This is a genomic window from Rufibacter aurantiacus, assembly GCF_017916345.1.
Lineage (GTDB): Bacteria > Bacteroidota > Bacteroidia > Cytophagales > Hymenobacteraceae > Nibribacter > Nibribacter roseolus.
This window is the reverse complement of the sequence record NZ_JAFMSV010000004.1, coordinates 501,051-524,971: the sequence shown is the minus strand read 5'-3', so window position 1 is coordinate 524,971 and position 23,921 is coordinate 501,051. Positions and strand designations below refer to the sequence as shown.

Here is a 23,921-nt window from a genome sequence, read left to right as displayed (position 1 = left end):
TACGCTTGCAAAAGAAAATAGAAAGCTAATAGCAGCACAAACGAAATGCATGCTAAGAAAACATCAATTCTTTAAAAGAAGATAAATCCAGCTATGCTGCTACCTCCACACTCTCCAACTCACTATAAGCAGCTTTCAGCGCCTTGAGATGGCCGCCGAACATCTGCCGGATGTACCACTTCAAAAAGAAATAACCCAACACGGCGCCAATGACAAACCCGATGATGAGGCGAAGATACATTTGCTCCCAGGGCAGGTGCGAGATGTTGATGCCTTTGGCCAGCTTAAGATATGCCAGTTGGCCAGCCGCCAACCCGATGGGCGCCAGCAACATGTTAGTCCAGAAGTAGAGGCGGGTGAGGCCGGTGAGCATTTCAATAAGGTTACGCAAGGTAGACCTGAGATTGGCGGTGGTCACGTTAAGGCCTTTCACATAAGACAGCCTTGCCCAGAAATAACCCAGAAACGGTAAACACACCACCATTACTACCACGCATAAGACCTGGAAGGCAGGGTCTTCTTTGACCAGGATGGTGCCCGCCCCAAACAACAATACCGTAAAGACCTGCACTACTAACTCAAAGTAAATGTTTCGTTTGAGTTTAGTCAGGGCGTTCTCGGTACGGGCCTTGAGCAAGCCTGTGATCTGGTGCTCGGTCACCTGGTGCTCCGCCGCCGCCTGGGCCGCGTATACCTTCCAGGTATCTTTGAGGCTATCTAAATTCATCATACACCGGGGTTAACAGCTTCTCTAGTTTCGCTTTGATGCGGTTCAACTTCACACCTACGTTTGATTTGGTGATACCTATGATCTCAGCCATCTCATCGTAGCTTTTGTCTTCCAGGTACAGCATCACAATGGCCTTCTCCACCTGCGAGAGCTGGTCAATGGCGGCGTAGAGATATTTTATTTTCAACTCGTATTCAGCGGAGGTATCGGGCGTGGCCGGAATCTGCAGGTCCATGTCTGAGAGAGAGCCGTGGTGGGGGCGGCGGCTGTCTTTCCGGAAACTGGAGACGGCGGTGTTCAGCGCTACGCGGTACATCCAGGTACTTACCTTGGACTCGTGCTTAAACGTGGGATAGGACCGCCAAAGTTGCAGCACTATGTCCTGAAACAGATCTTTCCGCTCCTCGGGGTCCCGGCAGTACATGCTGCACACCTTATGGATCAGAGCCTGATCCTGGGCAATGAGCTTGACAAATTCTGCGCGTAAAGCCGGATTCTCCACCGTGGTACGTAAAGGTTTAAGGTATTAGTAGCCTTGGCCCCAGGTAAATTACACTTTCTGCCGGAAATAACGGCTCCTTTGACTCATCAGAGTTATTATGGACCTGATTTTCAGAAAATGGCCCTGAATCATCAAGCTGAAGTAAGGACCTGTAAGCACCCTCTTTACTGCCCTTTAGGGGGAATCTCTGGTATGGAGGTAACCATGGTAAGGCAAATAAAATCCTGTGAGCAGAACGAAAGGTTAACTGAGGCTTTCGCCTCACGGCAGTTGCAAACTGCCGGCCATTCTGGGTCCAAGTCACAGACTTGAACCAGAGAAAAAGAAGAAATGGAAAGGAAGTTGCCTAAGTTGAATCCAAAACGATGCAGCAGGTGTAAACACCCCCTTCGCCCCCCTCAAGGGGGGAGTCTCAGCAGGAAAGACGCTCGCAGGACCTTCGGACGCTGCGAGGTCTGAGGCGTCCCTTCCTACGCATTTCCTTTTCCAGCCTTTCGGTTGAGCGCCTTGTGATTTTCCGGTGTTGGGCAAAGCCCAACATTCCGATGGCTTCAGCCGAGGAAAGGAAAAGAACACAGCGCGAGGCCGGAAGGCGGGGCCTCGCGGCCGTGAGCGCACGGAGCTTAGCTATACAACAACCCAGTTTATAAACCTACGAAAACTGCGACGCCACGCCAGCACAAGCAGACTACTCATGCCCAACAAAAAACCACAAAAGCAACGCCATAACCAAACAATAAAATAGAAACGCCTCGCCAGATCCACTCCAGCGAGGCGCCCCTTTCCTGCCTGTTTCAATAAAAACAGCCCGAAAACAATTCGTAAACCATCACGGGAAAATACCCAGTGACTGATAACTCACGCCAATTTTCTCAATGGCGGCGTAGAAACCGGCAGTGCGTAGATCCGTGATGCCTTTGATTTGGTGGGTTACTTCGCGCATCTCCTGGTAGGCCGTTATCATGGTGTCTTCCAGGCCGGAGTAGACCAAATCCCGTTCATCAGCGCCGTGGATGATCAACAGCTTTTCCTCGGCGGAGAGGCTCTTGCCGGTGGTTTTCTCAATGGTGCTCACCAGGCGCTTGAGACTGGCTTCCTCGGCGCGTTTGCCCATCCGCCCGAAGCGCACGTTGGAGAGGTTCTTGAGCCACTCAAAATAGGAGACGGTCACCCCGCCGGCATTCAGGTACAGGTCTGGGATAATGACTACGCCACGGGCGTGCAGAATCCGCTCGGCCTCCTGGGTAACTGGTCCGTTGGCGCCCTCGGCGATGATTTTGGCCTTGATGCGCTCGGCGTTTCCGCTGTGGATCTGGTTCTCCAGGGCAGCCGGTAGCAGCACATCGCAGTCATACTCCAGCATCTCAATGGAGTTCTGGATGAAGTGACCGTCTGGGTGTCCTTCAAAGCTTTCGTTCTGCTTGCGGTAGTGGAAGATGCTGTCAATATCTACCCCGTCTGGGTTATAGATACCGCCCTCGCGCTCGGCCACGCCTATGATAATGGCACCCTCGTTCTGCAGGAACTTGCCCGCATGGTACCCTACGTTCCCCATGCCCTGAATAATGATTCTCTTGCCGGCCAATCCGCTGGTGAGACCCAATGGTTTCAGTACGGCCTGGTCCTGCATGGCTTCCCGCAGCCCGAAGAAAATGCCCAGACCGGTGGCCTCGTTCCGGCCCCGGATACCCCCCTGGCCCACTGGTTTACCGGTAACGCAGCCCAGCGCGTTGGTTTCCCCAAATTTGAAAGCATGGTAGGTATCGGCAATCCAGGCCATCTCGCGGCCGCTGGTCCCGTAGTCCGGGGCGGGTACGTCTACGGCCGGCCCGATGAGGTTTTTCTTGATAAGCTCAGAGGCAAACCTGCGGGTTACTTTCTCCAGCATCTCCACAGAGGAGGTTCTAGGGTTTATTTTCACGCCGCCCTTGGCCCCGCCAAACGGCACATCCACTACGGCGCACTTGAAGGTCATGAGGCTGGCCAGCGCCACTACCTCATCTTCGTCTACGTGCATACTGAACCTGATACCGCCTTTGGTGGGCAGCTTATGCTGACTATGCTGGGCCCTGATTCCCTCAAACACATGTACCTGCCCGTCTACCTCCACAGGGAAATTGACTTTGTAGACGCTGTTGCAGACCTTGATCTGCGCCAGAATACCGGGATGAAGTTTGGAATGTTGGGCAGCCTGGTCATAGTAGTAATGGACACTATCCAGAAATTCTCTGCCGGGTGACACAGCGGGGCTCTTAATGGATGACACGGATTGACTCATAGTTTCTGCAATTGGTGGTTTAGGTAAAACGTACTAACACCAGTTCACGTTGCTTTGCCTGTAAAATGTTCCACGGAGAACATTTTTGCACCCTGCCGTTTCTGCCTTCTTTTCTGGGAAACAGGGCCTAAACCGTTTTTCGCTTTCTGTCCAGCGCTTTACCATTGGTTTCTGCGGAATAATCCGGAAATTACAGGTCAGGTTATACAAACAAAGCCACAACCCCATTTATGTTTACTTCTGTTTCCTCGTTCGCCCGTGCGGGTTCCGCCGCCCTGGGTTTACTTTTCCTTTCCAACCTTACCTCGGCCCAGGACATCATCAGAACCGATCCCACCATCAAAACCATGACCGAGCAGGTCTCGGCCCAGGAACTGGAGCGTTTGGTGCGCGGGCTGGTAGGCTTTGAGACCCGCCACTCCCTCAGCACGGTTAAAGACAAGAAAAAAGGCATTGGCGCGGCCCGCAACTGGGCCCAGGCCGAGCTGGAGAAAGCCGCCGCCACCTCGGGCGGGCGCATGACCGTAACCCAGGACAAATACATTGTGAAAGCAGATGGCCGCCGCATTAAGGAAGACGTGGAGATGGCCAACGTAATGGCTACCCTCAAAGGAACCGACCCTAACGATGACCGTGTGTTCATTGTGAGCGGCCACATAGACTCCCGCAACACCGATGTGATGGACGTCAAAGGCAAAGCCCCGGGTGCCAATGATGATGGCTCCGGTACTGCCGCGGTTATTGAACTGGCCCGTGTCATGGCTAAGCAGCAGTTCCCGGCCACCATCATCTTTGTGTGCGTGCAGGGCGAAGAGCAAGGTTTGTACGGGGCCAAGCACCTGGCCGAAAAAGCCAAGGCCGAAAACTGGAACCTGGTAGCCATGCTCAACAATGACATGATTGGTAACTCTTTCTCTGACGAGACCAACCTCAAAGACAACACCCGCGTGCGGATTTTCTCTGAGGGCGTGCCCGCGTTTGAGACCCCGGAGATGGCTGCCCTGCGCAAAAGCATCGGTGGGGAGAACGACAGCCGCAGCCGCCAGCTGGCTCGCTACATGAAAGAGATGACCGCCCGCTACGTGCCGCAACTGGAAGTTGTACTGAACTACCGCACCGACCGTTTCCTGCGCGGCGGCGACCACACGCCGTTCAGCCAGGCCGGTTTCACCGCCATCAGGGTGTGTGAGATGAACGAGAATTACCGCTACCAGCACCAGAACGTACGCACCGAGAACGGCATCAACTACGGCGATTTCCCGGAGCACGTAGACTTTGAGTACGTGCGCAAGAACACCGCCATGAACCTGGCTACGTTAGCCAACCTGGCCTTGGCACCGGCCTCACCCGAGGAAGTAGGCGTAGTCACCAGCAACCTCACGAACCAGACCGAGCTGCGCTGGAAAGCCCCGTCAAAAGGTGAAAGGCCAACCGGCTACTACATTCTCATGCGTGAGACTTCTTCGCCTATGTGGGAGAAGAAAATCTACGTAGACGGCACCACCACTACCCTGCCGTACTCCAAAGACAATTATTTCTTTGCCGTGCAGGCAGTAGATGCTGAGGGGCACGAAAGCTTACCGGTGGTTCCCAAGCCTCTCCGGTAAAGAGCAATTCAGGCCTTTTTTCCTGAAAACACCTTCAAAACAGCCCGGCATTACAAGTGCCGGGCTGTTTTGGTGTAAGGCTGTTTCTTTTGGTTTACTTCATGGGCAAAGAACCGTAGACTTGTACATTCAACTGTTTTATCTTGCCTGGAGTACAACTATCCATGCGCTCAACCGCTGTCTTACAAACTTCTAAGTCCTCGTTCCTGACCTGGCTCCGTGAACCGGTAGACAATGCGCCGCTTATTGTGTTCAGGTGGCTGTTTGGCTTGCTGTTGTTTCTGGAGACGGCCGGCGCCATTCTAACTGGCTGGGTGAAGAAAAACCTGGTAGAGCCTACGGTCTTTTTCCCGTTCATCGGGTTTGAGTGGCTCAGGCCTTTGCCCGGTAACGGCATGTACTTCTACTATGGCACAATGGCCGTATTAGGGCTACTGGTGATGGTAGGGCTGTATTACCGGGCCAGTATCATTCTCTTCACCGTGCTTTGGTGGGGCGCTTACCTCATGCAGAAAACCAGCTATAACAACCACTATTACCTGTTGCTGGTGCTGTGTTTCCTGATGCTGCTGGTGCCCGCCCATGCGTACGCCTCTCTGGATTCCAGGCGCAAGCCGGAGCTGAAATCCCTTTCCTGCCCCCGCTGGTGCCTGCTGGTGTTTGTGGCGCAGATGGCAATTGTCTATACCTATGCCGCCGTTGCTAAAATGAATGCAGATTGGCTGGCGGGTATTCCCATCAAAGTCTGGTTTGGGAACAAAACGCAGTTCTGGCTCATTGGCGGGCTTCTCCAGGAGGCTTGGTTTCAGAAGCTGGTGGTGTACGGCGGTATCTTCTTTGACCTTCTCATTGTTCCGCTGCTGCTCTGGCCACGTACGCGGGTCCTGGCCTTCTGCATGGCCATCTTCTTCCACGGCTTCAACTCGGCTATCTTCCATATCGGTATTTTCCCGTACCTGGCGCTGGCCTTGTGTTTGTTCTTCTTTCCGCCGGAAACCATCAGAAGAATGTTCCTCCGGAAGAAGCCGGTATTTACGGCCACTGAAAACCCCATTCAGGAAATAAGCACCGGAGAAAGGATTTTCTTCTGGTTTCTAGGGGTGCATTTCCTGATACAAGTTCTTCTGCCGCTGCGGCACTGGTGGTTTCCGGGTAATCCTAACTGGACCGAGGAAGGGCACCGCATGTCTTGGCACATGATGCTGCGCACCAAAAGCGGCTATGTAAGCTTCAAAGTACTGGCCGACAACCAACTGTTCTGGGAGTACCCAGAAAACCATCTCACCCCAAAACAAGCCCGTACCGTAGCCACGCACCCGGACCTTATGTGGCAGTACTGCCAGTTCCTGGAGCGTAAGTACCGGCAACAGGGCTACAAGCAAGTGCAAGTGTTTGCCCACACCCAGGTGAGCCTCAACAAACGTCCTTCCCAACCTCTGGTAGATTCTACGGTGAACCTGGCCGGGGTTCCCTGGTTGCCACATCAGCACTCTCCCTGGATTGTCCCGCTGCAGGAGACCAAGCGCCCTTGAATTTCCCTACCTCCCGCAATGGTGTTTTGCGGCTGAAATCCTTAAAACGGACCTGAAACGGAACTTCCTTTCTCTGCATCCAAGCTCGTGTTCCTCTGATTTGTGCAAGATTCCTGGGCAGATTTGCCTTGCCTTTGGCGGGTAAGATAAAACCAAGCCTTTTCTGCTTCAGGACTCCAACCTTTTCCGGGCTATGCCAGTAAGTGCTCCTAAGCGGCTTTGCCTTTGATTTTTAGTGTTTCTTACCGGTTTTCTCGTTTAACAGAAAAGTCCCCCTTTCTGCTTCCAGGAGAACAGAGCAATTGCAATAAGCCAATTCTTTCAGATTCATTTTCTAGTCAGATTTCATATGATTAAACTCTTATCTCGGTTAAGGGTATTCCTGTTCCTGCTGTTATTTGTTTCCTGGCAAGCCTCTGCCCAGAAAGTGGGCCTGGTGCTCAGCGGCGGCGGCGCCAAAGGCTTGGCCCACGTGGGCGTGCTCAAAGTGCTGGAGAAAAACAATATTCCCATTGACTACATTGTGGGCACCAGCATGGGCTCTGTGGTGGGTGCGCTGTACGCCGCCGGCTACTCGCCCCAAGACATTGAAGACCTGGTGTTGTCGCCAAAATTCCAGTACTGGGTTTCTGGCCGGCCGCTGGAAGAACACGCCTTCAACTATTTCAGCTTAGACCCCTCGCCGGCAGCATTGCGCTTACCCATTTCCCTGCAGAAAAGCATCAAAGTACAGACCACCAGCGGACTGGTGAGCGACGTGAACCTGAACTATGCCCTGGCTTCTACCCTGGCGGCGGGCGGAGCCATCTCTAAGTATGACTTCAACAGGTTGTTTGTGCCTTATCGCAGCCTTACCGCCGAGATCTTCACTCGGCAGCAGATCGTGCAGCGCGGCGGGTCTCTGGCCGATGCCGTACGTAACTCCATGGCAGTGCCGCTGGCGTTCCGCCCCATCCGGCAGGCCGATGGGCGCTACCTCTTTGACGGGGGCTTGTTCAACAACTTCCCCACCGATGTGATGCGCTCCGAGTTTAAGCCGGACATCATCATTGGCGTGAACGTGGGCGATGTTTCCTTCAAGAAATACCCGCATGAAAAGGACGATGAACTGTTGAGCTCTTCCCTGGTTTTCCTGGGCTTTGACGTAGCCGATACCCTGGCGGTAGGCCCTAACGGCATCCTCATCCAGCCCGATCTGGAAGGGTACGGCACCACTGCCTTTGACCGCGTGCGGGACCTGATTGATATCGGGGTAAAAGCCACCGAAGAAAAGTTGCCGCTCATGAAACAGCGCATCCGGCGCGAGGTAGACTCAGTGAGTTTGCAGCAAAGACGGCAGGCGTTCCAGAAGCAGGCGCCGCCGCCGCGTTTCGCCAGCGTCAAGATCCAAGGCCTGAAAGAAAACCAGCACAACTACGTGCGCAACTTCTTCCGCCGCGGCGATGACAACCAGTATGAGATTGGCGACATTGAGGAAGGCTACTACCGCTTAGCCGCCAATGATTTCTTCAAAGGGATTTATCCGCGCATCCGTTTTGACAGCCTGGCCGGAGGTTATGAACTCAGCATTGACGCGCAGCAGAGCAACAACGCCACCGCCGAAGTGGGGGCCGTTTTCAGTACCCGGCCGGTAGACAACCTGTACCTGGGCCTGGAGTACCGTTACCTGAACCGGTTGCTGTACACCATGGGCGCCAACGCCAACATAGGCCGGTTCTATACCGCCGGGCAGTTCGGCTTCCGGGTGAATATACCGGCCAAGCTGCCGTTCTACGTGGAACCATCGGTGATGTACAGTTCCCTCAACTACCGTGACGTAAACGATTTCCTGAACCGCGATGCCGCCAGCACCCAGGTGCGCCAGCGTGATTTCAAGCTGGGCGTGCAAGCCGGGTTCAGCCATAATTTCAGGAGTAGGGTGGTAACGGATGTTTCCTATTTCTCCAATGAAGACGAGTACGCCAATGTCAGGACTGTTTCCTCTGAGGATGTGCTGGACGAGACCGATTTCACCGGCTACACAGCGGCTATTCGGTTTGAGCGCAACTCCCTGAACCGCAAAATGTACTCCACGCGCGGTCGCCGGGCGGTGATGGGCATCCGGGGCGTGACGGGCGAGGAAGCCTACAAACCCGGTACTACCTCCCTGAACCCGGACAGACGCACAGCAGACCATCAATGGCTTCAGATCTCTGGTACGCTGGAAGAGTATTTCCCTTTTAATAAGGATAGAAGCACCTGGGGCTATTTTCTGGAAGGTGTAGTCAGCACGCAGGGCACCTTCTCCAATTACCGGTCATCGCTCACCAGTTCTCCAATTTTTGCGCCACTGCCAGATTCCCGCACGCTGTTCCTGGACAAGTACCGCGCCAGCAGGTTTGGGGCAGCGGGTTTGCGGTACTCTACCACCTTCCTGACCAAGTTTGAATGGCGCACCGAAACCTATGTACACGTGATTCATGGCTTACTAGAGGAAGGCCCTATGCAGGAAGCCATCAGAACCAAAGGGTTTGAGCGCCCAAGACTCACGGCCAGCACCGGGGTTATTTTGCATCTGCCCATAGGGCCGGCGGCTTTGCACTTCATCCACTATGATAATGATGAGCATCGCTGGGGCGTATTTGGGCACGTTGGTTTCCTGTTGTACCGGCCACGCACGCTGCAATAACCGTGCAGCGGGTTTAGGGGCTTTTTTCAGAAAAGAGGCGCTAAAACAGAACCTGTAGGTCAGTTCAGGGAAAGCAGGTTGTAGTAGTCGTAGACGGTTTTCAGGAAGGGGATGGTCTGGCCGTGCTGTACTTTCTCATACAGGGTGCTCACCAGTTTACCATCAGCATCATACGTGTTGGATTCTTGTAAGACGAGCTGCTTATTGCGGTAGATGTGTTTCTGGGTGACCTGCCCCTGCGCATTGTAAGTGATGGTAAGAACCTCAGGCTGGGCCGTGACCGGATGGCGGATCTCCAGCTTCTCGGGTAATTGGGCCGCATTGTAACTGATCTTGATGTTCTTGACAGGGCCGCTGCCATCCATGCTCAGGAGTTTTCTTCTCACCACCAGTCCGTTCTGCTCCTGGTAATGCCAGTTAGAGCCCTGCTCTTTCAGGAGGTGGTCTAAGCTGTACCGGTGCACGAACCTCTGGTAGGTAGGCGTATTGTTCACATTTTGGTACGTTACTTTCTGGTCCTGTCCCAGGTGGTCAACGGCCACTGTGGCCAACAGAAGCTCCTGACCTTGCTCCAGGGCGTAAATGCGCTTGCTTTGCACGTACTGGGGCAGGTACTGCAGGTTACGTTTGTATTTGATGCCCACGGCGCTCAGTTCATGGGTGGTCACGGAGTGATAGTTGTCCTTGATCTCGTCGCCGGAGGCTATCTCCAGGATGACCTCAAACAAGGTGGCATCGTTTTTCAGTTGGGTGCCCTGAGTTTTGCCCAGGATGAGGATTGCGTCAAGGCCCTGCTTCTGCGCTTTTTTCCTGAGTCGCTCCACCAACTGCGCGTACGCCACCTCGCCTTCTGCTTTCTCCTCCACCACGGCAATTTTCACATAGGCTGTATCAGAGGGTCGCTCACCGGGGAAAAACACCTCCACTTCCTGGCTGTGGCTGGGCGTAGGCAGCGATGACAGCCGGTCACTAGAAGCCACCGGCTCATAGACCCGCATGCAGGCGGTTTGAAGAAACAGAACCAAGAGCAGGAACGCCGGGGAGAAATAGGTTTTCATAGAAGTGTTAGTTCGGGGCATCTTCTTCTTGAGACCGATAACCGGCGCTTTACCCCCATATTCTCTTCAGTGGCTAAGATAAGGACAGAAAAAAGCCCCGTTTCTTTGAACACAGTTCTTTGAAACGAGGCTTAAAACAGAAAAGGGTATTGATTACATTTCAGGCAAATAGTATAACTTCAGGCCTGGCAGTTCACCAGAAGTGAAGGGAAATCGGAAGCTTTATTTCATGTCTCTCTACAAACACCAGATCCAAAAAATCTGAAGAAATGCAGCCCTATTTCCCCTACACCCTGGCTTTTACCTGTTACACTATTAGCAGGTAAGCCGTTTTAAAGCCGATTTCCGGAAAACAGGGTAAAAACGATGTCTTTCTTTAGCCCTCCGGAACGGCAGATAACTCACTTGAATTAACCGCGTTTCTTCACGGTGCCGCTGCCACTCACGCGGCTGTCTACGCTGGGCGAGCCCTCATAAGAAACCCGGCCGCTGCCGCTGATGCTGGATTTAAGCGTAGAGGTGGCGTTGATCTCGCAGGTGCCCGAGCCGCTGATGCTTACCTTGGCATCGGAGGTCTTGAACTCAAAGCCTTTGAGGGAACCTGAGCCGCTCACCGAGATGGTGCTCTGCTGGCCTTCGCCTCTCAGTTCAATGCTGCCGGAGCCCGAGATACGGCTGGACAGGTCCTCTACGTTGGCGTTCAGCTGGATGCCACCGGAGCCGCTCACCGCCAGGTCCATGGATTTGGCCTTGAAAGTACCCTCCCCTTTGATCTTGCCCGATCCGCTTACCGCCAGGTGGTCTACCATGGGTACGGTGATGTAGATAGTCACGCGGTCATTGTTGTTAGAAGACCAGTTCCAGTTTCTGTCCTCGTCTTTTCTCTTGATGGAAAGGCGGCCGTCTTTCACTTCCGTTACCAGATCTGCCAACTGGTCTTTGTCGCCCTCTACTTTCAGGCTTTGGGTGCTGCCCTGGCGCAGGATCACGTTGGCCGGATAAGCCAGCCCTATGGCATGGAAAGCCGGTACATTACGGGTTTGCTCATCAAAAACAGAGCGGCTGGCCACCCTGAAGGAAGACAAGGAGGCAATGAGGGCCAGTACAGCCAGCAGAGGAAACAAGTTGGTTTTTTTCATAGAAGTAAGCGTTACGTTTCATTCTAAAGATGAGCCATACCCGCTAAGGGTTGCACGGCCGTGCGCATTTATTTGCCGTTTTCCCTAAAACAGCCTCAAATCACAATTCCTCAGTTCAGACAATTCCTCCCCAAGCCTCTCAGGAATTTTAATTCTGGGATAGAGGTGCCGAATTCTGAAAATCCCTTTCAGGCCGTTTTCCTGGCTTTTGGCCTCTATGCTGTGGTTGTTTCAAGCCTTATTTATCCAGGTTGGGCTAAGAATAGGCCTTCTCCGTCATATATAGAAATGAAGATATAGGGGTAAAAGATAGGTTTGCGGTCATATTCCCAATGTACCAGAGATTACATAGTTATGATTTTCAGCAAACCCTTTCCCATTTATCACAGAAACCTGCTGTTGTTGTCTTTCTGCGTGTTCCTCTCGCTTCTTCCATTTGCCGGGAATGCCCAACAGAAACTCACTCTCAGCGGCTACGTGAAAGACCAATCCTCCGGCGAGGGCCTCATTGGGGCCACTGTGAGCGTACGCGAACTCTCGGGCGTGGGCGCGGCCACGAACGAGTACGGCTTCTTCTCCCTTACCCTGCCGCAGGGCACCTACACCGTGGCGGTGAGCTATCTGGGTTTTGCCACGCACACCCAAACCGTAAACCTTTCCTCCCCGCAGAAACTTAACATTGAGCTTAGAAGCGACCAGACCACCCTGCAGGAAGTAGTGGTCACCAGCACCGATGTAAAGGACGAGAACGTGCGCAGCATGGAAATGAGCACCATGAAGATGCAGGTGGCCGAGCTCAAGAAAATGCCGGCGCTAATGGGTGAGGTGGACGTGATTAAGGCCATCCAGATGACGCCGGGCGTGCAGACCGCCGGTGAGGGCACCAGCGGCTTCTACGTGCGTGGCGGCGGAGTGGACCAGAACCTGATCCTGCTGGATGAGGCCCCAGTGTACAACGCCTCCCACCTCATGGGCTTTTTCTCGGTCTTCAACGCCGATGCAATTAAGGACGTGCAGCTCTACAAAGGCGGCATTCCTGCGGAGCACGGCGGTAGGTTGTCCTCTTTGCTGGACATCCGGATGAAAGAAGGCAACAGCAAGCGCTTCGCCGCCTCCGGCGGAATCGGGACGCTGAGCAGCCGCCTCACCGTGGAAGCGCCGATTGTGAAAGACAAGGGCTCGTTCATCCTCTCGGGCCGCAGAACCTACGCCGATGTGTTCTTCAAGCTCAGCTCAGACGAGGGTATCAAAGACAACCAGCTCTATTTCTATGACCTGAACCTGAAAGCAAACTACATTCTGGGTCCGAAGGATAGGCTGTTCGTGAGCGGGTACTTCGGGCGCGATGTGGCAGGCAACAACTCCGGCGCCTTTGACTGGGGCAACGCCACGGCCACCCTGCGCTGGAACCACCTCTTCAACGACAGGCTGTTCACCAACACCACCCTCATCTTCTCCGATTTTGACTACTCGCTGGGCTCCAAAGAGAAATCCTCTGAGTTCACCTGGACCTCGCACATCATTGACTACAGCCTCAAAAACGACTATACCTATTACCTGAATCCGCAACACCAGTTCAAGTTTGGGTGGGTAGGCACGTTCCACCGGTTTCAGCCGGGCGTAGTAAAACCGGGCCCCGAGTCGTACTTCAACGAGATCAGACTGGCGGGCAGCAATGCCCTGGAAGCCGCCGCGTACCTGAGCCACCAATATGAGATCACGCCGCGCCTTTCCATGGAGTACGGCCTGCGCTTCTCCTATTTCGCCAACGTGGGCAAAGGCACCATCTACGAGTACGCCGAGGATGGTTTCACCAAAATAGGGCGCAAAGACTACGGTTCTCTGGAGGTGATTAAAGACTACATGGGCTTTGAGCCGCGCTTCTCGGCTAAGTACCAGCTTGACGAGAAAAGCTCGGTGAAGGCCTCTTACAACCGCATGCGCCAGTACCTGCACCTGCTGTCTAACTCTACCGCCTCCCTACCTTTTGACGTGTGGGTACCCAGCAACCACTACACCAAACCACAGATCGCCGACCAGGTAGCGGCCGGGTACTTCCGCAACTTCCAGGATAACATGTTTGAGGCCTCGGTGGAGGTGTACTACAAATGGATGCAGAACCAGATTGACTACAAAGACAACTCCGATGTGTTCCTGAACAACCGAATTGACACAGTGCTGCTGCGTGGCTCTGGTACCTCTTACGGCGCGGAGTTCCTGCTGCGCAAGCAGAAAGGCGATTTCACCGGCTGGATTGGCTATACCTGGTCTAAAACCGATCGTACGGTGCCCGGCATCAACGGCGGCAAGGCCTATCCGGTACGTTATGACCGCCGTCACTCGGTTAATGTGGTCACTACTTACCAACTGAACCAACGCTGGAGCTTCGGGGCCAACTGGACGTACGCCACCGGGGGAGCCACCACCATGCCTGTGGGCCGTTTTGAGTACGAGGGGCACTCCTATCCTATCTACTCCTCGCGCAATGGCTTCCGGTTGCCCGCTTACCACCGTTTGGACCTGGCCGTGACGTATGACCGTCCGCGCAGCCTCACCGGTAAGAAGCACGACAGTAGCTGGAGTTTGTCGCTCTACAATGCTTACAACCGCAAGAACGCCTTCTCCATTGCCTTCCGGGAGAACGAAGACGATGCCAGCCAAACCGAGGCCGTGAAAACCTACATGTTCGGGATCATCCCGGCTATTACTTACAACTTCAATTTCTAAGTGAATTACCCAGAATAGATCATGAAAAAGTATTTGTTTTTCCTGGTTTCCTCTCTGCTTTTATTCAGCAGCTGCGAGGAAGTCATTGACTACGATCTGCCCGAGGACGCCGCCAAAGTAGTCATAGAAGGGCTTGTCACCGATCAGCCGGGCCCTTACACCGTGCGCATCTCTACCTCAAAAGGCTACCTGAACCAAGGTCCGGCCGCCGGGCTGGAAAATGCGGTGGTGCGTATCAAAGACAGCGAGGGCTTTGAGGAAATCCTGCAAGCCAAAGGCAACGGCCTGTACCAGACCAGCCAACTGCAAGGCAAGCGCGGCAACACCTACCACCTCAAAGTGCAGCTGAACGGCCAGGAGTACACCGCCAGCAGCTTCCTGAAACCCGTTAGCACCTTGGATTCTCTTACCTACCACTTCAAAGAAGGCAACGCCCAGGTAGACGAGGGCTACTACGGCACCATCTTTTTCCGGGAACCGGCCGGCAAAGGCGATCTGTACAAGTTCAACATCTACGTGAACGGCGAGCGCGACAAAGAAATAGTAGCCATCAACGATGACCTTTACGACGGCAACTATGGCGACCCCGAGATTGGCATTGAACTAAAAGAAGGCGACGTGATGAAGGTAGAAATGCTCTCGCTGGACCGGCCCGGGTACGAGTTCTTCCGCGTGCTGTCGCGGATGCAGTATTACACCGGCGGACCTTTTGATGCCCCACCAGCCAACGCACCCGGTAATATCAGCAACGGAGCCATCGGGTACTTTGGGGCCTCGGCGGTATCCAGCATTGAGCGTAAGGTGGAGGCAGATAACATCCGGTAATCGCTTCTGCCTTCCAATGCGTTATTGCGTTGTTTTTCAGAAACCAGCTTAGAAACAGACCGATGAACCGAGCCTAAAACAAAAGGGCCTGCTATGGTAGCAGGCCCTTTTGCATTCACACATGCTTTTATCAAAGCGTACTGGAGCTGCTTTGGATGGCTCCGCTCAGCTGGTGCCAGACGCCGTTCATATACAGTTGGTCTGATTTCACCAGGCGCAGGCCACTCACCATAACATTTCCTTTCTTGCGGCAGACACGCAGGTTGTTGCCGCCCATTGATTTTATATCAGCGCCGTCGCGCAGGTCCTCGGTGGTGAGGGTTCCTTTCACAATGTGCTGCTCCAGGAAGCTTCTGAGCTGTTCCGGTGAATCGTTCTGGTGTTGGGTTAATGCCTGGCCTGAGGGCGCAAAAAAAGTGTATTCCCCCCCATTGGTGAGCATGGGCATTAAGCCTGCTTTGGTCACCAGGTCCAGGAGCACAGGGTCTTTCTGCGCAATGCCTTCGCCCAGGCTGGTTTGGTTTACTTTAGAAACAGCCGCCACCTTGGCCACCAGAGACTGGGCCTCGCCGTTTGCCTGCAAACCCAGGCAAATGCAAAACACCAGACATATCTTCGTAAAATTCAACATCTATCTACCCTCCTGTTTTTTAAAAACACTGTAATACAATAGTATACGTAATTTTCAAAGAAAAGGCGAAGCCCTACCGCTAGGGTAAATACAAAAGAACCCTAACCAGCAATGGATTGGATAATAGTTTGGAAGAAATTCAGCAGCTGACTTGGTATTAGAATGATGCTCACCACAAACCCGAAAGCCGCCCCATAGAAGTGGGCGCTGTGGTTGATGCCGTCACCGCTGGACCTTGTGCTCAGGTAATAGGAATAGAAAAGATACAGTGCCCCGAAGATGTACCCTCTTATGGGAATAGGAATAGGGAAAATGAGCATCTCTGTGAGCGGGTTGAAATAGATGCTGGCAAAGATGATAGCCGCTACCCCGCCCGAGGCGCCCAGAGAGTAGTACCGGCTGTCGTTTTTATGCTTGAAGTACGTGGGCAGGTCTGAGGCAATGATAGCCACCAGGTACAGCAGCACGTAGAGAATGGCCCCGGTGGTAAACCCGAACACGGCCATGAACTGGTTCTCCACCACCCCCCCGAAGAAGTACAGCGAGAACATATTGAAGAAGAGGTGCATGAAGTCGGCGTGCAGGAAGCCCGAGGTCAGCAGTCGCCACCACTCATTATTGCGCGCCACCGACTGCGGATGGTGCACCCAATTCTCCATCAGGTTCTGGTTCTGCCAGGCAAACAAAGAAGCGAGGACGGTAACGGCAATGATGATAAAGGTGATGGAAATGGGCATGTGGCTCTAAATAGGTACAGAAAAGATAGGGCAGCAGCCCCAGACAATGGCCCAAGTTAGCAAAACCTGCGCAATTAAGATGATGACCGGCATTCTCCCTGGGGTATTCTAAGAGAAAAGAATCACTTTTTGCGGCCAAAGCAACTCAGACAAAGCAACCAAAAGCATAGAAGTTGTTTTACGCACCAATCACGAAAAACAGGGCTAAAACAGCTTACCTTCAAGTTCAATTGGCTTGAAAGTAGAAAGCCATTCCCCAGATCGGCAGCACCGACTTTCAGTCTCTCCCATTGGTTATGGTGTTACCTGTAGTCGGTTTCAGATTCTAGCTCTCGCGCTCAATCAATTGCAAGGCAAGTTGCCGGAGCAGCTCTTTTTTGCTGTTAAGGGCGTTGACCTCGTTCAGGTGGTGCAACGCTTTCTGGAAGTAGTGGTTGATCTGGCTGTGGGTAGTGCCCTGGATGTCCAGCTCGTCATAGATGGATTTCACGGCCTGCACCTTTTGGGCTTCCTGACCGTTGCTGCCCTGGCCCTGCCACTTTTTCAGTTCCTCGCGCTGAGTGGCCGAGGAGCGTTCCAGGGCTTTCAGCAGCAGGTACGTTTTCTTGTCTGAGACAATATCACCGCCCACGCGCTTGCCAAACTTGGCCTGGTCACCGTACACATCCAGCAGGTCATCGCGGAGCTGAAAGGCAATACCCATGTTAATCCCGAACTCCTTCAGGTGGCGGGCATCCTCGGCGGCGGCGTTGTTGAGCAGCGCGCCCAGTTCCAGCGCGAAGCCCAGCAGCACGGCCGTCTTGAGTTTGATCATCTGCAGGTATTCCTCAATGCGCACATCCTGGCGGCTCTCAAAGTTCATGTCCAGCTGCTGGCCCTCGCAGACCTCGGCGGCGCAGGTACTGAACAGTTGCAGTACCTTGGGTAACTTCAATGGGTCTACGCCCAGAAAGCATTCATAGGCGCGTACCAGCATCACATCGCCGCTGAGAATGGCGGTGCTGGTGTTCCATTTCTCGTGCACGGTTTCCTGGCCTCGGCGCAAAGGCGCGTTGTCCATGATGTCATCGTGCATGAGCGTGAAGTTATGGAAAACCTCTACCCCCACGGCAGGCATCAGGGCCTTCTCCACGTCGTCATGGAAGAGGTAAGCGCCCAGGACCGTCAGCAGCGGACGCACTCTTTTGCCACCCAGATCCATCATGTAGCGGATAGGGGCATAAAGTTCATCGGGGGACTGCCCGTACCGGAGCGTGGACAGCGTCTGTTGTATACGTTCTGAGAATTGGGAGATATTCACAGGAGTATTTTTTAAGCGATTGGGCAAAGTCCTTTGGTTTAGATGAAAATGCGGCTTCTTTACTTACCGCCAAAGCTACAGTAAAATAAAGAAACCGCATTTTTGTTTTTACTCACAAGCCTTAAAAAGCGTTTCAAGGCCCTTTTCAGCAAAGGGACCCGAAAATGCTTTCAAAGAAACCGCTTATTTCTTCACGGTGTCAATCAAGATCAGGTCAATGGTACGCTCCAGCACGTTGGCGGCTTTCACCTCCACTATCACCTCATCGCCAAACGAGATAATGCGTTTGTTGTTCTGCCCGATGATGCGGTAGTTAGCCGAGTCCAGTTCGTAAAAATCGTCCTGCAGATCTGCCAGGCGAACCATGCCTTCGCACTTGTTCTCCTCAATCTCCACGTACATGCCCCAGTCAGTAAGACCAGACACGATGCCCTTGAATTGCTGCCCAATGAACCCGCTGATGTATTCCACCTGCTTGAACTTGATGGAAGCGCGTTCGGCATCGGCGGCGCGTTTCTCCATGTCTGAGGAGTGCAGGCTGCGCTCTTCAAACTCTTCCTTCTCGGCGGTGAAATCCTTCTGCTCATACTGATGGATGAGGCGGTGCGCCATCATATCTGGGTACCTTCTGATAGGCGAGGTAAAGTGCGAGTAGTGCGCGAACGCCAACCCGAAGTGGCCTTCCTCCTCGGTGCTGTACTTGGCCTTGGCCATGGTTCTGATGGCCAAGCTCTGCAACACGCTCTGTTCCGGCTTGCCCTGGGTCTGGTCGGCGAGCTTGTTCAACTCTTTGGAGATGTCCTTGCCTTCCTCCAGGTCTACCTTGTACCCGAATTTGCGCGCGAACACAGAGAAGTTCATCAGTTTCTCAGGATCAGGGGCGCCGTGCGTACGGTACACCATGGTCAGCTTCTTGTTGCCTTTGCGCTGCTTGTACACGTGCTCGGCTACGTACTTGTTGGCCAGCAGCATGAACTCCTCAATGAGTTTGTGCGCGTCTTTGCGCTCTTTCACGTAGAGGTGCAGCGGCTTGCCATTCTCGTCCAGCTTGAATTTCACCTCAATGGTCTCAAAGTTCACGGCTCCGTTCTGGAAGCGTTTGTCTTTGAATTTCTTAGCCAGTTCGTTCAGCTTCAGAATCTCCTGCGCGTAGTCACCTTCGCCGGTTTCAATCACCTCCTGGGCTTCTTCGTAGGCGAAGCGGCGGTCTGAGTGGATAATGGTACGACCTACCCAGTAGTTGTGGACCTTGGCGTTGTCATCAATCTCAAACACCACCGAGAACGTGAGCTTGTCTTCATTGGGCCGCAGAGAGCACAGGCCGTTAGACAGGCGCTCGGGCAGCATGGGGATGGTACGGTCTACCAGGTACACCGAGGTGGCCCGGCGGTAGGCTTCTTTCTCCAGTCTGCTGTTAGGCTGCACATAGTGCGTCACATCCGCGATGTGCACGCCCACTTCCCAGTGGCCGTTCTCCAGTTGGCGCATGCTCAGGGCATCGTCAAAGTCTTTGGCGTCTGCCGGGTCAATTGTGAACGTGGTGATGTCTCTGAAGTCGCGGCGCTTGGCGATTTCCTCCTTTGTGATAGCCTCAGGAATAGCATCTGCCTCTTTCTCCACCGACTCCGGGAACTCAAACGGCAACCCGAACTCGGCCATGATGGCGTGGATCTCGGCATTGTGCTCCCCGGCCGGTCCGAAGACGCGGATGATCTCGCCCGTTGGGCTTTTCTGCGGGTCCTCGGGCCACTCCGTTACTTTCACCAGCACCTTGTCGCCGTGGTTCGCATCGGCTAAGCCACGTTCACCCACAAATACGTCAAAGTACATTTTCTTCTGGTCGGGCACAATGAAGCCGTAGCCTTTGGACATCTCCAGGCGACCTACAATCTCCTCGCGCTGGCGCTGGATCACCTCCACCACTTCGCCCTCAGGACGTTCGTTCGCCCGGCGACTTTTGCGCAGTTGTACACGCACGGTATCGCCGTCCATGGCAAACATGAGTCTTTCTACCGGTACCCGGATGTCCTGCTCGCTTTCCTCGGTCACCACGTAGGCGTGGCGAGCGTTGGCTAGGTCCACCTTGCCTACCATGGTAGGGCCTCCGCGGCGGGAGACGGTGGCACCGCGGTCAGAATCTCTCTCTCTGCGGCTACCGCGCTCAGGGCGGTCAAAGCTTTTCTCCACGCTGCCTCTGAACTCTGGGTTCAGGATATAGGAATCGTCCGGCAGGAAAATCAATTCGCCGTTCTTGCTCATCTTTTTCAGGAGACCGGAAACCAGTTCGCGGCCTTCTTTGTCGGTGACACCCAACCGGCGGTGTAGCTGGCGGTACGTGAATACCTTCTTAGGCTCCTGCCCGAAGATATTCAACAGCACCTCCCTGGACACTTGGCCAGCCGTATTCTGGCTGCGGCCACTGCGTCTGCCTGAACCTCCGTCTTTTTCACGGCGGGGAGCGCCTTTGTCTTTTCTGTTATTACCAGACCTGGAGGCAGAATCTCTGCCGGCACCCGGGCCTCTTCTTTTTCTTTCCATTAATTCTTTTCTATTTCTAATAGATTCTGTTTTCAAAGGCAGAACCTGGGCGGCATTGCAGCCGTCAAATAAGTTTCAATCCTGCTTTCCTTCTACGTTGGAAAGTGTTTACCAAATGCTGTTTAAGACCTGATTTTTGGGAAACAGGGTAAAAACACCTTTGCGGGGGGAAGCACCTGCAAATATATCTATTGTTCTATACTTGCTTTGTACGCTTTTCGTTTCTCCTCCGCCGCTAAAATATCCTTCAGTTCTCCAGCCGGTACGGCCTGAAGCAAGGCTTTGGTGTAAGGCTGCTGCGGAGAATTGAAAATCTGGTGCGCGGATCCCTCTTCCACTACGCGGCCCTGGTCCATCACCAACAGGCGATCAGATATGAACCGAGCCACAGAGAGGTCATGGGTGATAAAAAGGAGCGTGAGGTTGAAATCGCGCTTGAGACGGTTGAGTAGGTTCAGGATTTGGGCCTGCACCGATACGTCTAAAGACGAGACAATTTCATCACAGATGATACACGTGGGTTCCAGTGCCAACGCTCTGGCAATGCAGATGCGCTGTAATTGGCCACCGGAAAATTCATGGGGATAACGGTGAAAATGCTCAGGCAGAAGCTGCACGGTCTCCAGTAATTCAAGGGTGCGCTGCCTTCTCTCCTGCTGGTTATGTAACACCCCGTGTACCTGCATGGGTTCCATAATGGATTCCCCTATTTTCATCATGGGGTTCAGCGAGGCCAACGGGTTCTGGAAGATCATCTGGAAGTCTTTCCGGCTTTTCCTCAGCTCCTCAGCAGGTAAATGGAACCAATCTGTGCTGTTGAAAACTACTTTGCCCGAGTTGGGCTCTATCAACCGCAACAAGGCCCGTCCCAGGGTAGTTTTCCCACAACCAGATTCGCCTACGATGCCTAGAGTCTGGCCCGGGAAAACTTCAAAGGAAACCCCGTTTACGGCTTTCACAATCTCTTTTTGCTGCCAAAAGAACAATCTGCTTCGGGTGAATTCCACATGGATATCCTGTACTTGCAGGATGGGTTCCCCTGCTTGTTCTTCAGCCCTTGATGGGTCCTGATTTGCCTTTATCTTCTCGGGCTTTTCCACTGCTTTCTGAGGTCTTTCTGTTTGGGAGCCGCTTTCCTGAAAACGGCTTTGAAGCTCTCCGGAAACGAAGTCTGAAAGGGTGGGCAAAACGTTTCTCTGGGTCTGCAAGGTGGGCCTGCAGGCAAGCAAGGCTTTGGTATACGGATGCTTTGGGTTGCTGAAAATCTCCGTCACTGCACCCTCTTCCACCACGCGGCCCTGGTACATCACCAATATCCGGTCAGCGATCTCGGCCACTACCCCAAGATCATGAGAAATGAACAGCAAAGCCATCTCTTTCCTCAGCCGAAGTTCATTAAGCAACTGCAGAATGCCGGCCTGTATGGTGACATCCAACGCCGTGGTAGGTTCATCGGCGATGAGGAGAGAAGGCTCGCAGGCCATGGCCATGGCAATCATGATCCGCTGCTTCTGCCCCCCAGAAAGCTCGTGTGGAAAACGCTTGAAAATCTTTTCAGGCTCAGGTAGCTTCACCAACTCAAAAAGCGCCAACGTGCGGGAATAAGCCTCTTTCTTGGAAATGGGCAAGTGGATGAGCAAAGCCTCTGCTACCTGTTTTCCACAGGAGATCACGGGGTTCAGAGAAGACGCTGGGTCCTGAAAAATGATGGAAATCTCCTTGCCTCTTAACTTAGGGAGCTGCTTTTCTGAGAGTTTCAATAAGTCTATCTGACCTAAACCCGGGGACTGGAACGTAGCAGATCCCGAGGTAAGCACCCCGTCCCGGGGCAAGAGCTGCATGAGTGATAAGGCGGTTACCGTTTTACCCGAGCCGGACTCCCCCACAATGGCTACCGCCTCTCCTTTCCTGACCTCAAAGGAAATCCCGTTTACGGCCGCCACTGCTTCCTGCCCTGCCTTGAAAGCGATGTTCAATTGGTCTACCTGTAACAAGGAGGTGGCTGAGGACATGTAAAATGGGTAATGGGGAAAGGCAGAATCAGTTTAAGGGAATCCCTTCAGGTAAGTTCATCGGTCATACCTGAATACAAGCTAATGATTGAGGCGGAATTATGGCAGGATTTTGGCTAGATTCCTTCAAAAACGCCTTCAAAGCCTCTATATAGCAGAAAATTTATTTAGCGGCACAACTTAAATAATTAAACCTGAGTATTGTCATTACCGCGTGCCCATCCCCTTTTCCTTTGAATTAAGACCCGTTTTTATGAAACACGTTAACTTCCTAAGTAACCTTCTGCTGAAAAGCGCTTTAGTTGGGTTCTTCTTCCTGTTTGCCGTACAAGGTGTCTCGGCGCAATACCGCTATCCAAACCACTTCAGAACCGGCGTGAACTTTGCCTATATCCTGGACGGAGACAACAGCGGGGCCTTGTTCTCTCAGCAGTATACCCGTGAACTCACCGACCATTTCCATTTCACCGTCTCCGGGGAGTACCTCAGTTCGTCCCGCTACGATAAGAACATCCAGCTTTTCACTTCCCGGAAAGCCTTTGTCATGTTTGACGCCTCTTTCTATTATGACTTGTATGAGACGGAGAAGTACACCTTTAAATTCGGGGTGGGGCCTGCCGTACGGAGGCGCTCAGAGCTGGATCTGAAAAAAGGAGATATTCCCCAGGGAGCCACTACCACGCCGGGCAGAAACGCAGATGAATTTTTCGTGCATATCCGGGAAAAGGACTTTGGAGGCAAAGCGGTCTTCGAGACAGATTTCTTTGATGACACTCGCTTGTTCTTCGGGATGCGCGCGGCAGGCTATTTCTACAATAAAGGCACCTCCATTTTCGCCGTTGGCTTGAACATGGGCTACTCTTTTTAGGCTGATTTCAGAAAAACACCCATAAAAAAGAGGGCTGCCCAATTGGACAGCCCTCTTTTTTACGCCTCTACAATATTTATTTCGTGTTTCTCCTTTACCGGCGGATGGTTCAGGAATCTATTCTGGTTGAAGATGATGATCAGAACCCCTACGAAGATAGCAGCATCGGCAACGTTGAAGATAGGCCACAGCGACATGGGTGTTCCTCCAATGATAGGAATCCAGTGCGGTACGATGCCTTCCCATATATCAATGTAGAACATGTCAATCACCTGGCCGTGCAGCCACGGGGTGGAAACTCCGTAAGGCGCGTTGTCCAGAAATACGCCGTAGAAAACACTGTCAATCAGGTTCCCGATGGCGCCGCCCAGGATCAGGCCCACACAAAAGATTAGCCCTTTGTGGTAACGGTTTTGAACGAGGTAGTACACCAGGTACCCGATGGCTACCATGGCCACCATCCGGAAGACCGTCAGGATGATTTTGCCATAGGCCGATCCCAGTTCCACCCCGAACGCCATGCCCGGGTTAAGGGTGTAATGCAGTTTGAACCAGTCTCCAAAGACAGGGATCTGCCCGGGCAAGCCCATTTGCATCTTTTCGTGCACCAGCATTTTCACGGCCTGATCCACCGCGATCACCAGCAAGGCAACCAGATAGTATTTTGCGTACTTCATGATTAAGGTTTAACCGGTCGTTTAGCGCTTCTTTTTCTCAAAAGAGGCTCCAAACGGCCGGCGTTCAATCTTCTTTTAAATTCCTGGTAAGC

At 53.2% G+C, this 23,921-nt stretch carries 17 protein-coding genes; 6 read left to right on the top strand and 11 right to left on the bottom strand.

Going from position 1 to position 23,921, the window contains the following annotated elements; all coding sequences use genetic code 11:
* Positions 1-91: 91 nt before the first annotated feature.
* The 3 genes from J3P34_RS16980 to J3P34_RS16970 form a co-directional block, all read right to left on the bottom strand.
* Positions 92-730: a hypothetical protein gene (locus J3P34_RS16980; protein ID WP_210489830.1), complete on the bottom strand. Its 639-nt coding sequence runs from the start codon at positions 728-730 to the stop codon at positions 92-94.
* Positions 714-1,232 (bottom strand): RNA polymerase sigma factor, encoded by a 519-nt coding sequence (locus J3P34_RS16975; RefSeq protein ID WP_210489828.1) that lies wholly within the window; start codon positions 1,230-1,232, stop codon positions 714-716. The genes J3P34_RS16980 and J3P34_RS16975 overlap by 17 nt, the downstream gene beginning before the upstream one ends.
* Before the next feature lie 829 nt (positions 1,233-2,061).
* Positions 2,062-3,510, bottom strand: a complete 1,449-nt coding sequence (locus J3P34_RS16970; protein WP_210489827.1) for a Glu/Leu/Phe/Val family dehydrogenase — start codon at positions 3,508-3,510, stop codon at positions 2,062-2,064.
* Positions 3,511-3,740: 230 nt separating this feature from the next.
* Between J3P34_RS16970 and J3P34_RS16965 the strand changes: the two genes are divergently transcribed.
* From J3P34_RS16965 to J3P34_RS16955, 3 genes are all read left to right on the top strand, one after another.
* Positions 3,741-5,117, top strand: coding sequence for a M28 family metallopeptidase (locus J3P34_RS16965; RefSeq protein WP_210489826.1), 1,377 nt, complete (start codon positions 3,741-3,743; stop codon positions 5,115-5,117).
* A 164-nt stretch (positions 5,118-5,281) separates the two neighbouring features.
* On the top strand, positions 5,282-6,649 hold the full coding sequence (locus tag J3P34_RS16960) for an HTTM domain-containing protein (protein WP_210489825.1): 1,368 nt from the start codon (positions 5,282-5,284) through the stop codon (positions 6,647-6,649).
* A gap of 349 nt (positions 6,650-6,998) precedes the next feature.
* Positions 6,999-9,317 carry a patatin-like phospholipase family protein gene (locus J3P34_RS16955; protein ID WP_210489824.1) on the top strand — a complete coding sequence of 773 codons (2,319 nt, stop codon included), beginning with the start codon at positions 6,999-7,001 and terminating at the stop codon, positions 9,315-9,317.
* Positions 9,318-9,376: 59 nt separating this feature from the next.
* On the opposite strand, the gene J3P34_RS16950 is transcribed toward J3P34_RS16955, so the two are convergent.
* Both J3P34_RS16950 and J3P34_RS16945 read right to left on the bottom strand, forming a co-directional pair.
* Positions 9,377-10,375: a hypothetical protein gene (locus J3P34_RS16950; RefSeq protein ID WP_210489823.1), complete on the bottom strand. Its 999-nt coding sequence runs from the start codon at positions 10,373-10,375 to the stop codon at positions 9,377-9,379.
* A gap of 410 nt (positions 10,376-10,785) precedes the next feature.
* A complete protein-coding gene (locus tag J3P34_RS16945; protein WP_210489821.1) occupies positions 10,786-11,514 on the bottom strand; it encodes a head GIN domain-containing protein in 729 nt (242 codons plus the stop codon).
* A 354-nt stretch (positions 11,515-11,868) separates the two neighbouring features.
* Between J3P34_RS16945 and J3P34_RS16940 the strand changes: the two genes are divergently transcribed.
* Positions 11,869-14,241, top strand: a complete 2,373-nt coding sequence (locus tag J3P34_RS16940; protein ID WP_210489820.1) for a TonB-dependent receptor — start codon at positions 11,869-11,871, stop codon at positions 14,239-14,241.
* Between the two features lie 21 nt (positions 14,242-14,262).
* Positions 14,263-15,066 carry a DUF4249 domain-containing protein gene (locus J3P34_RS16935; protein ID WP_210489819.1) on the top strand — a complete coding sequence of 268 codons (804 nt, stop codon included), beginning with the start codon at positions 14,263-14,265 and terminating at the stop codon, positions 15,064-15,066.
* A 130-nt stretch (positions 15,067-15,196) separates the two neighbouring features.
* Here the strand turns inward: J3P34_RS16935 and J3P34_RS16930 are convergent, their stop codons facing one another.
* The 5 genes from J3P34_RS16930 to J3P34_RS16910 form a co-directional block, all read right to left on the bottom strand.
* On the bottom strand, positions 15,197-15,697 hold the full coding sequence (locus J3P34_RS16930; RefSeq protein WP_210489818.1) for a fasciclin domain-containing protein: 501 nt from the start codon (positions 15,695-15,697) through the stop codon (positions 15,197-15,199).
* A 101-nt stretch (positions 15,698-15,798) separates the two neighbouring features.
* A complete protein-coding gene (locus J3P34_RS16925) occupies positions 15,799-16,434 on the bottom strand; it encodes a rhomboid family intramembrane serine protease (protein WP_246853762.1) in 636 nt (211 codons plus the stop codon).
* A 325-nt stretch (positions 16,435-16,759) separates the two neighbouring features.
* The gene (locus J3P34_RS16920) at positions 16,760-17,734 is read right to left on the bottom strand and encodes a polyprenyl synthetase family protein (RefSeq protein WP_210489817.1); all 975 of its coding nucleotides are present in this window, start codon (positions 17,732-17,734) and stop codon (positions 16,760-16,762) included.
* A gap of 183 nt (positions 17,735-17,917) precedes the next feature.
* Complete coding sequence (gene rnr / locus J3P34_RS16915) at positions 17,918-20,272, bottom strand: ribonuclease R (RefSeq protein WP_210489816.1); 2,355 nt, start codon at positions 20,270-20,272, stop codon at positions 17,918-17,920.
* Between the two features lie 188 nt (positions 20,273-20,460).
* On the bottom strand, positions 20,461-22,284 hold the full coding sequence (locus tag J3P34_RS16910; protein ID WP_210489815.1) for an ABC transporter ATP-binding protein: 1,824 nt from the start codon (positions 22,282-22,284) through the stop codon (positions 20,461-20,463).
* A 253-nt stretch (positions 22,285-22,537) separates the two neighbouring features.
* On the opposite strand from J3P34_RS16910, the gene J3P34_RS16905 reads away from it, so the two are divergent.
* Positions 22,538-23,152 (top strand): hypothetical protein, encoded by a 615-nt coding sequence (locus J3P34_RS16905; RefSeq protein ID WP_210489814.1) that lies wholly within the window; start codon positions 22,538-22,540, stop codon positions 23,150-23,152.
* 59 nt (positions 23,153-23,211) lie between these two features.
* Here J3P34_RS16905 and J3P34_RS16900 read toward each other — a convergent pair whose 3' ends face one another.
* A complete protein-coding gene (locus tag J3P34_RS16900; protein WP_210489813.1) occupies positions 23,212-23,829 on the bottom strand; it encodes a lipoprotein signal peptidase in 618 nt (205 codons plus the stop codon).
* Between the last annotated feature and the right edge of the window lie 92 nt (positions 23,830-23,921).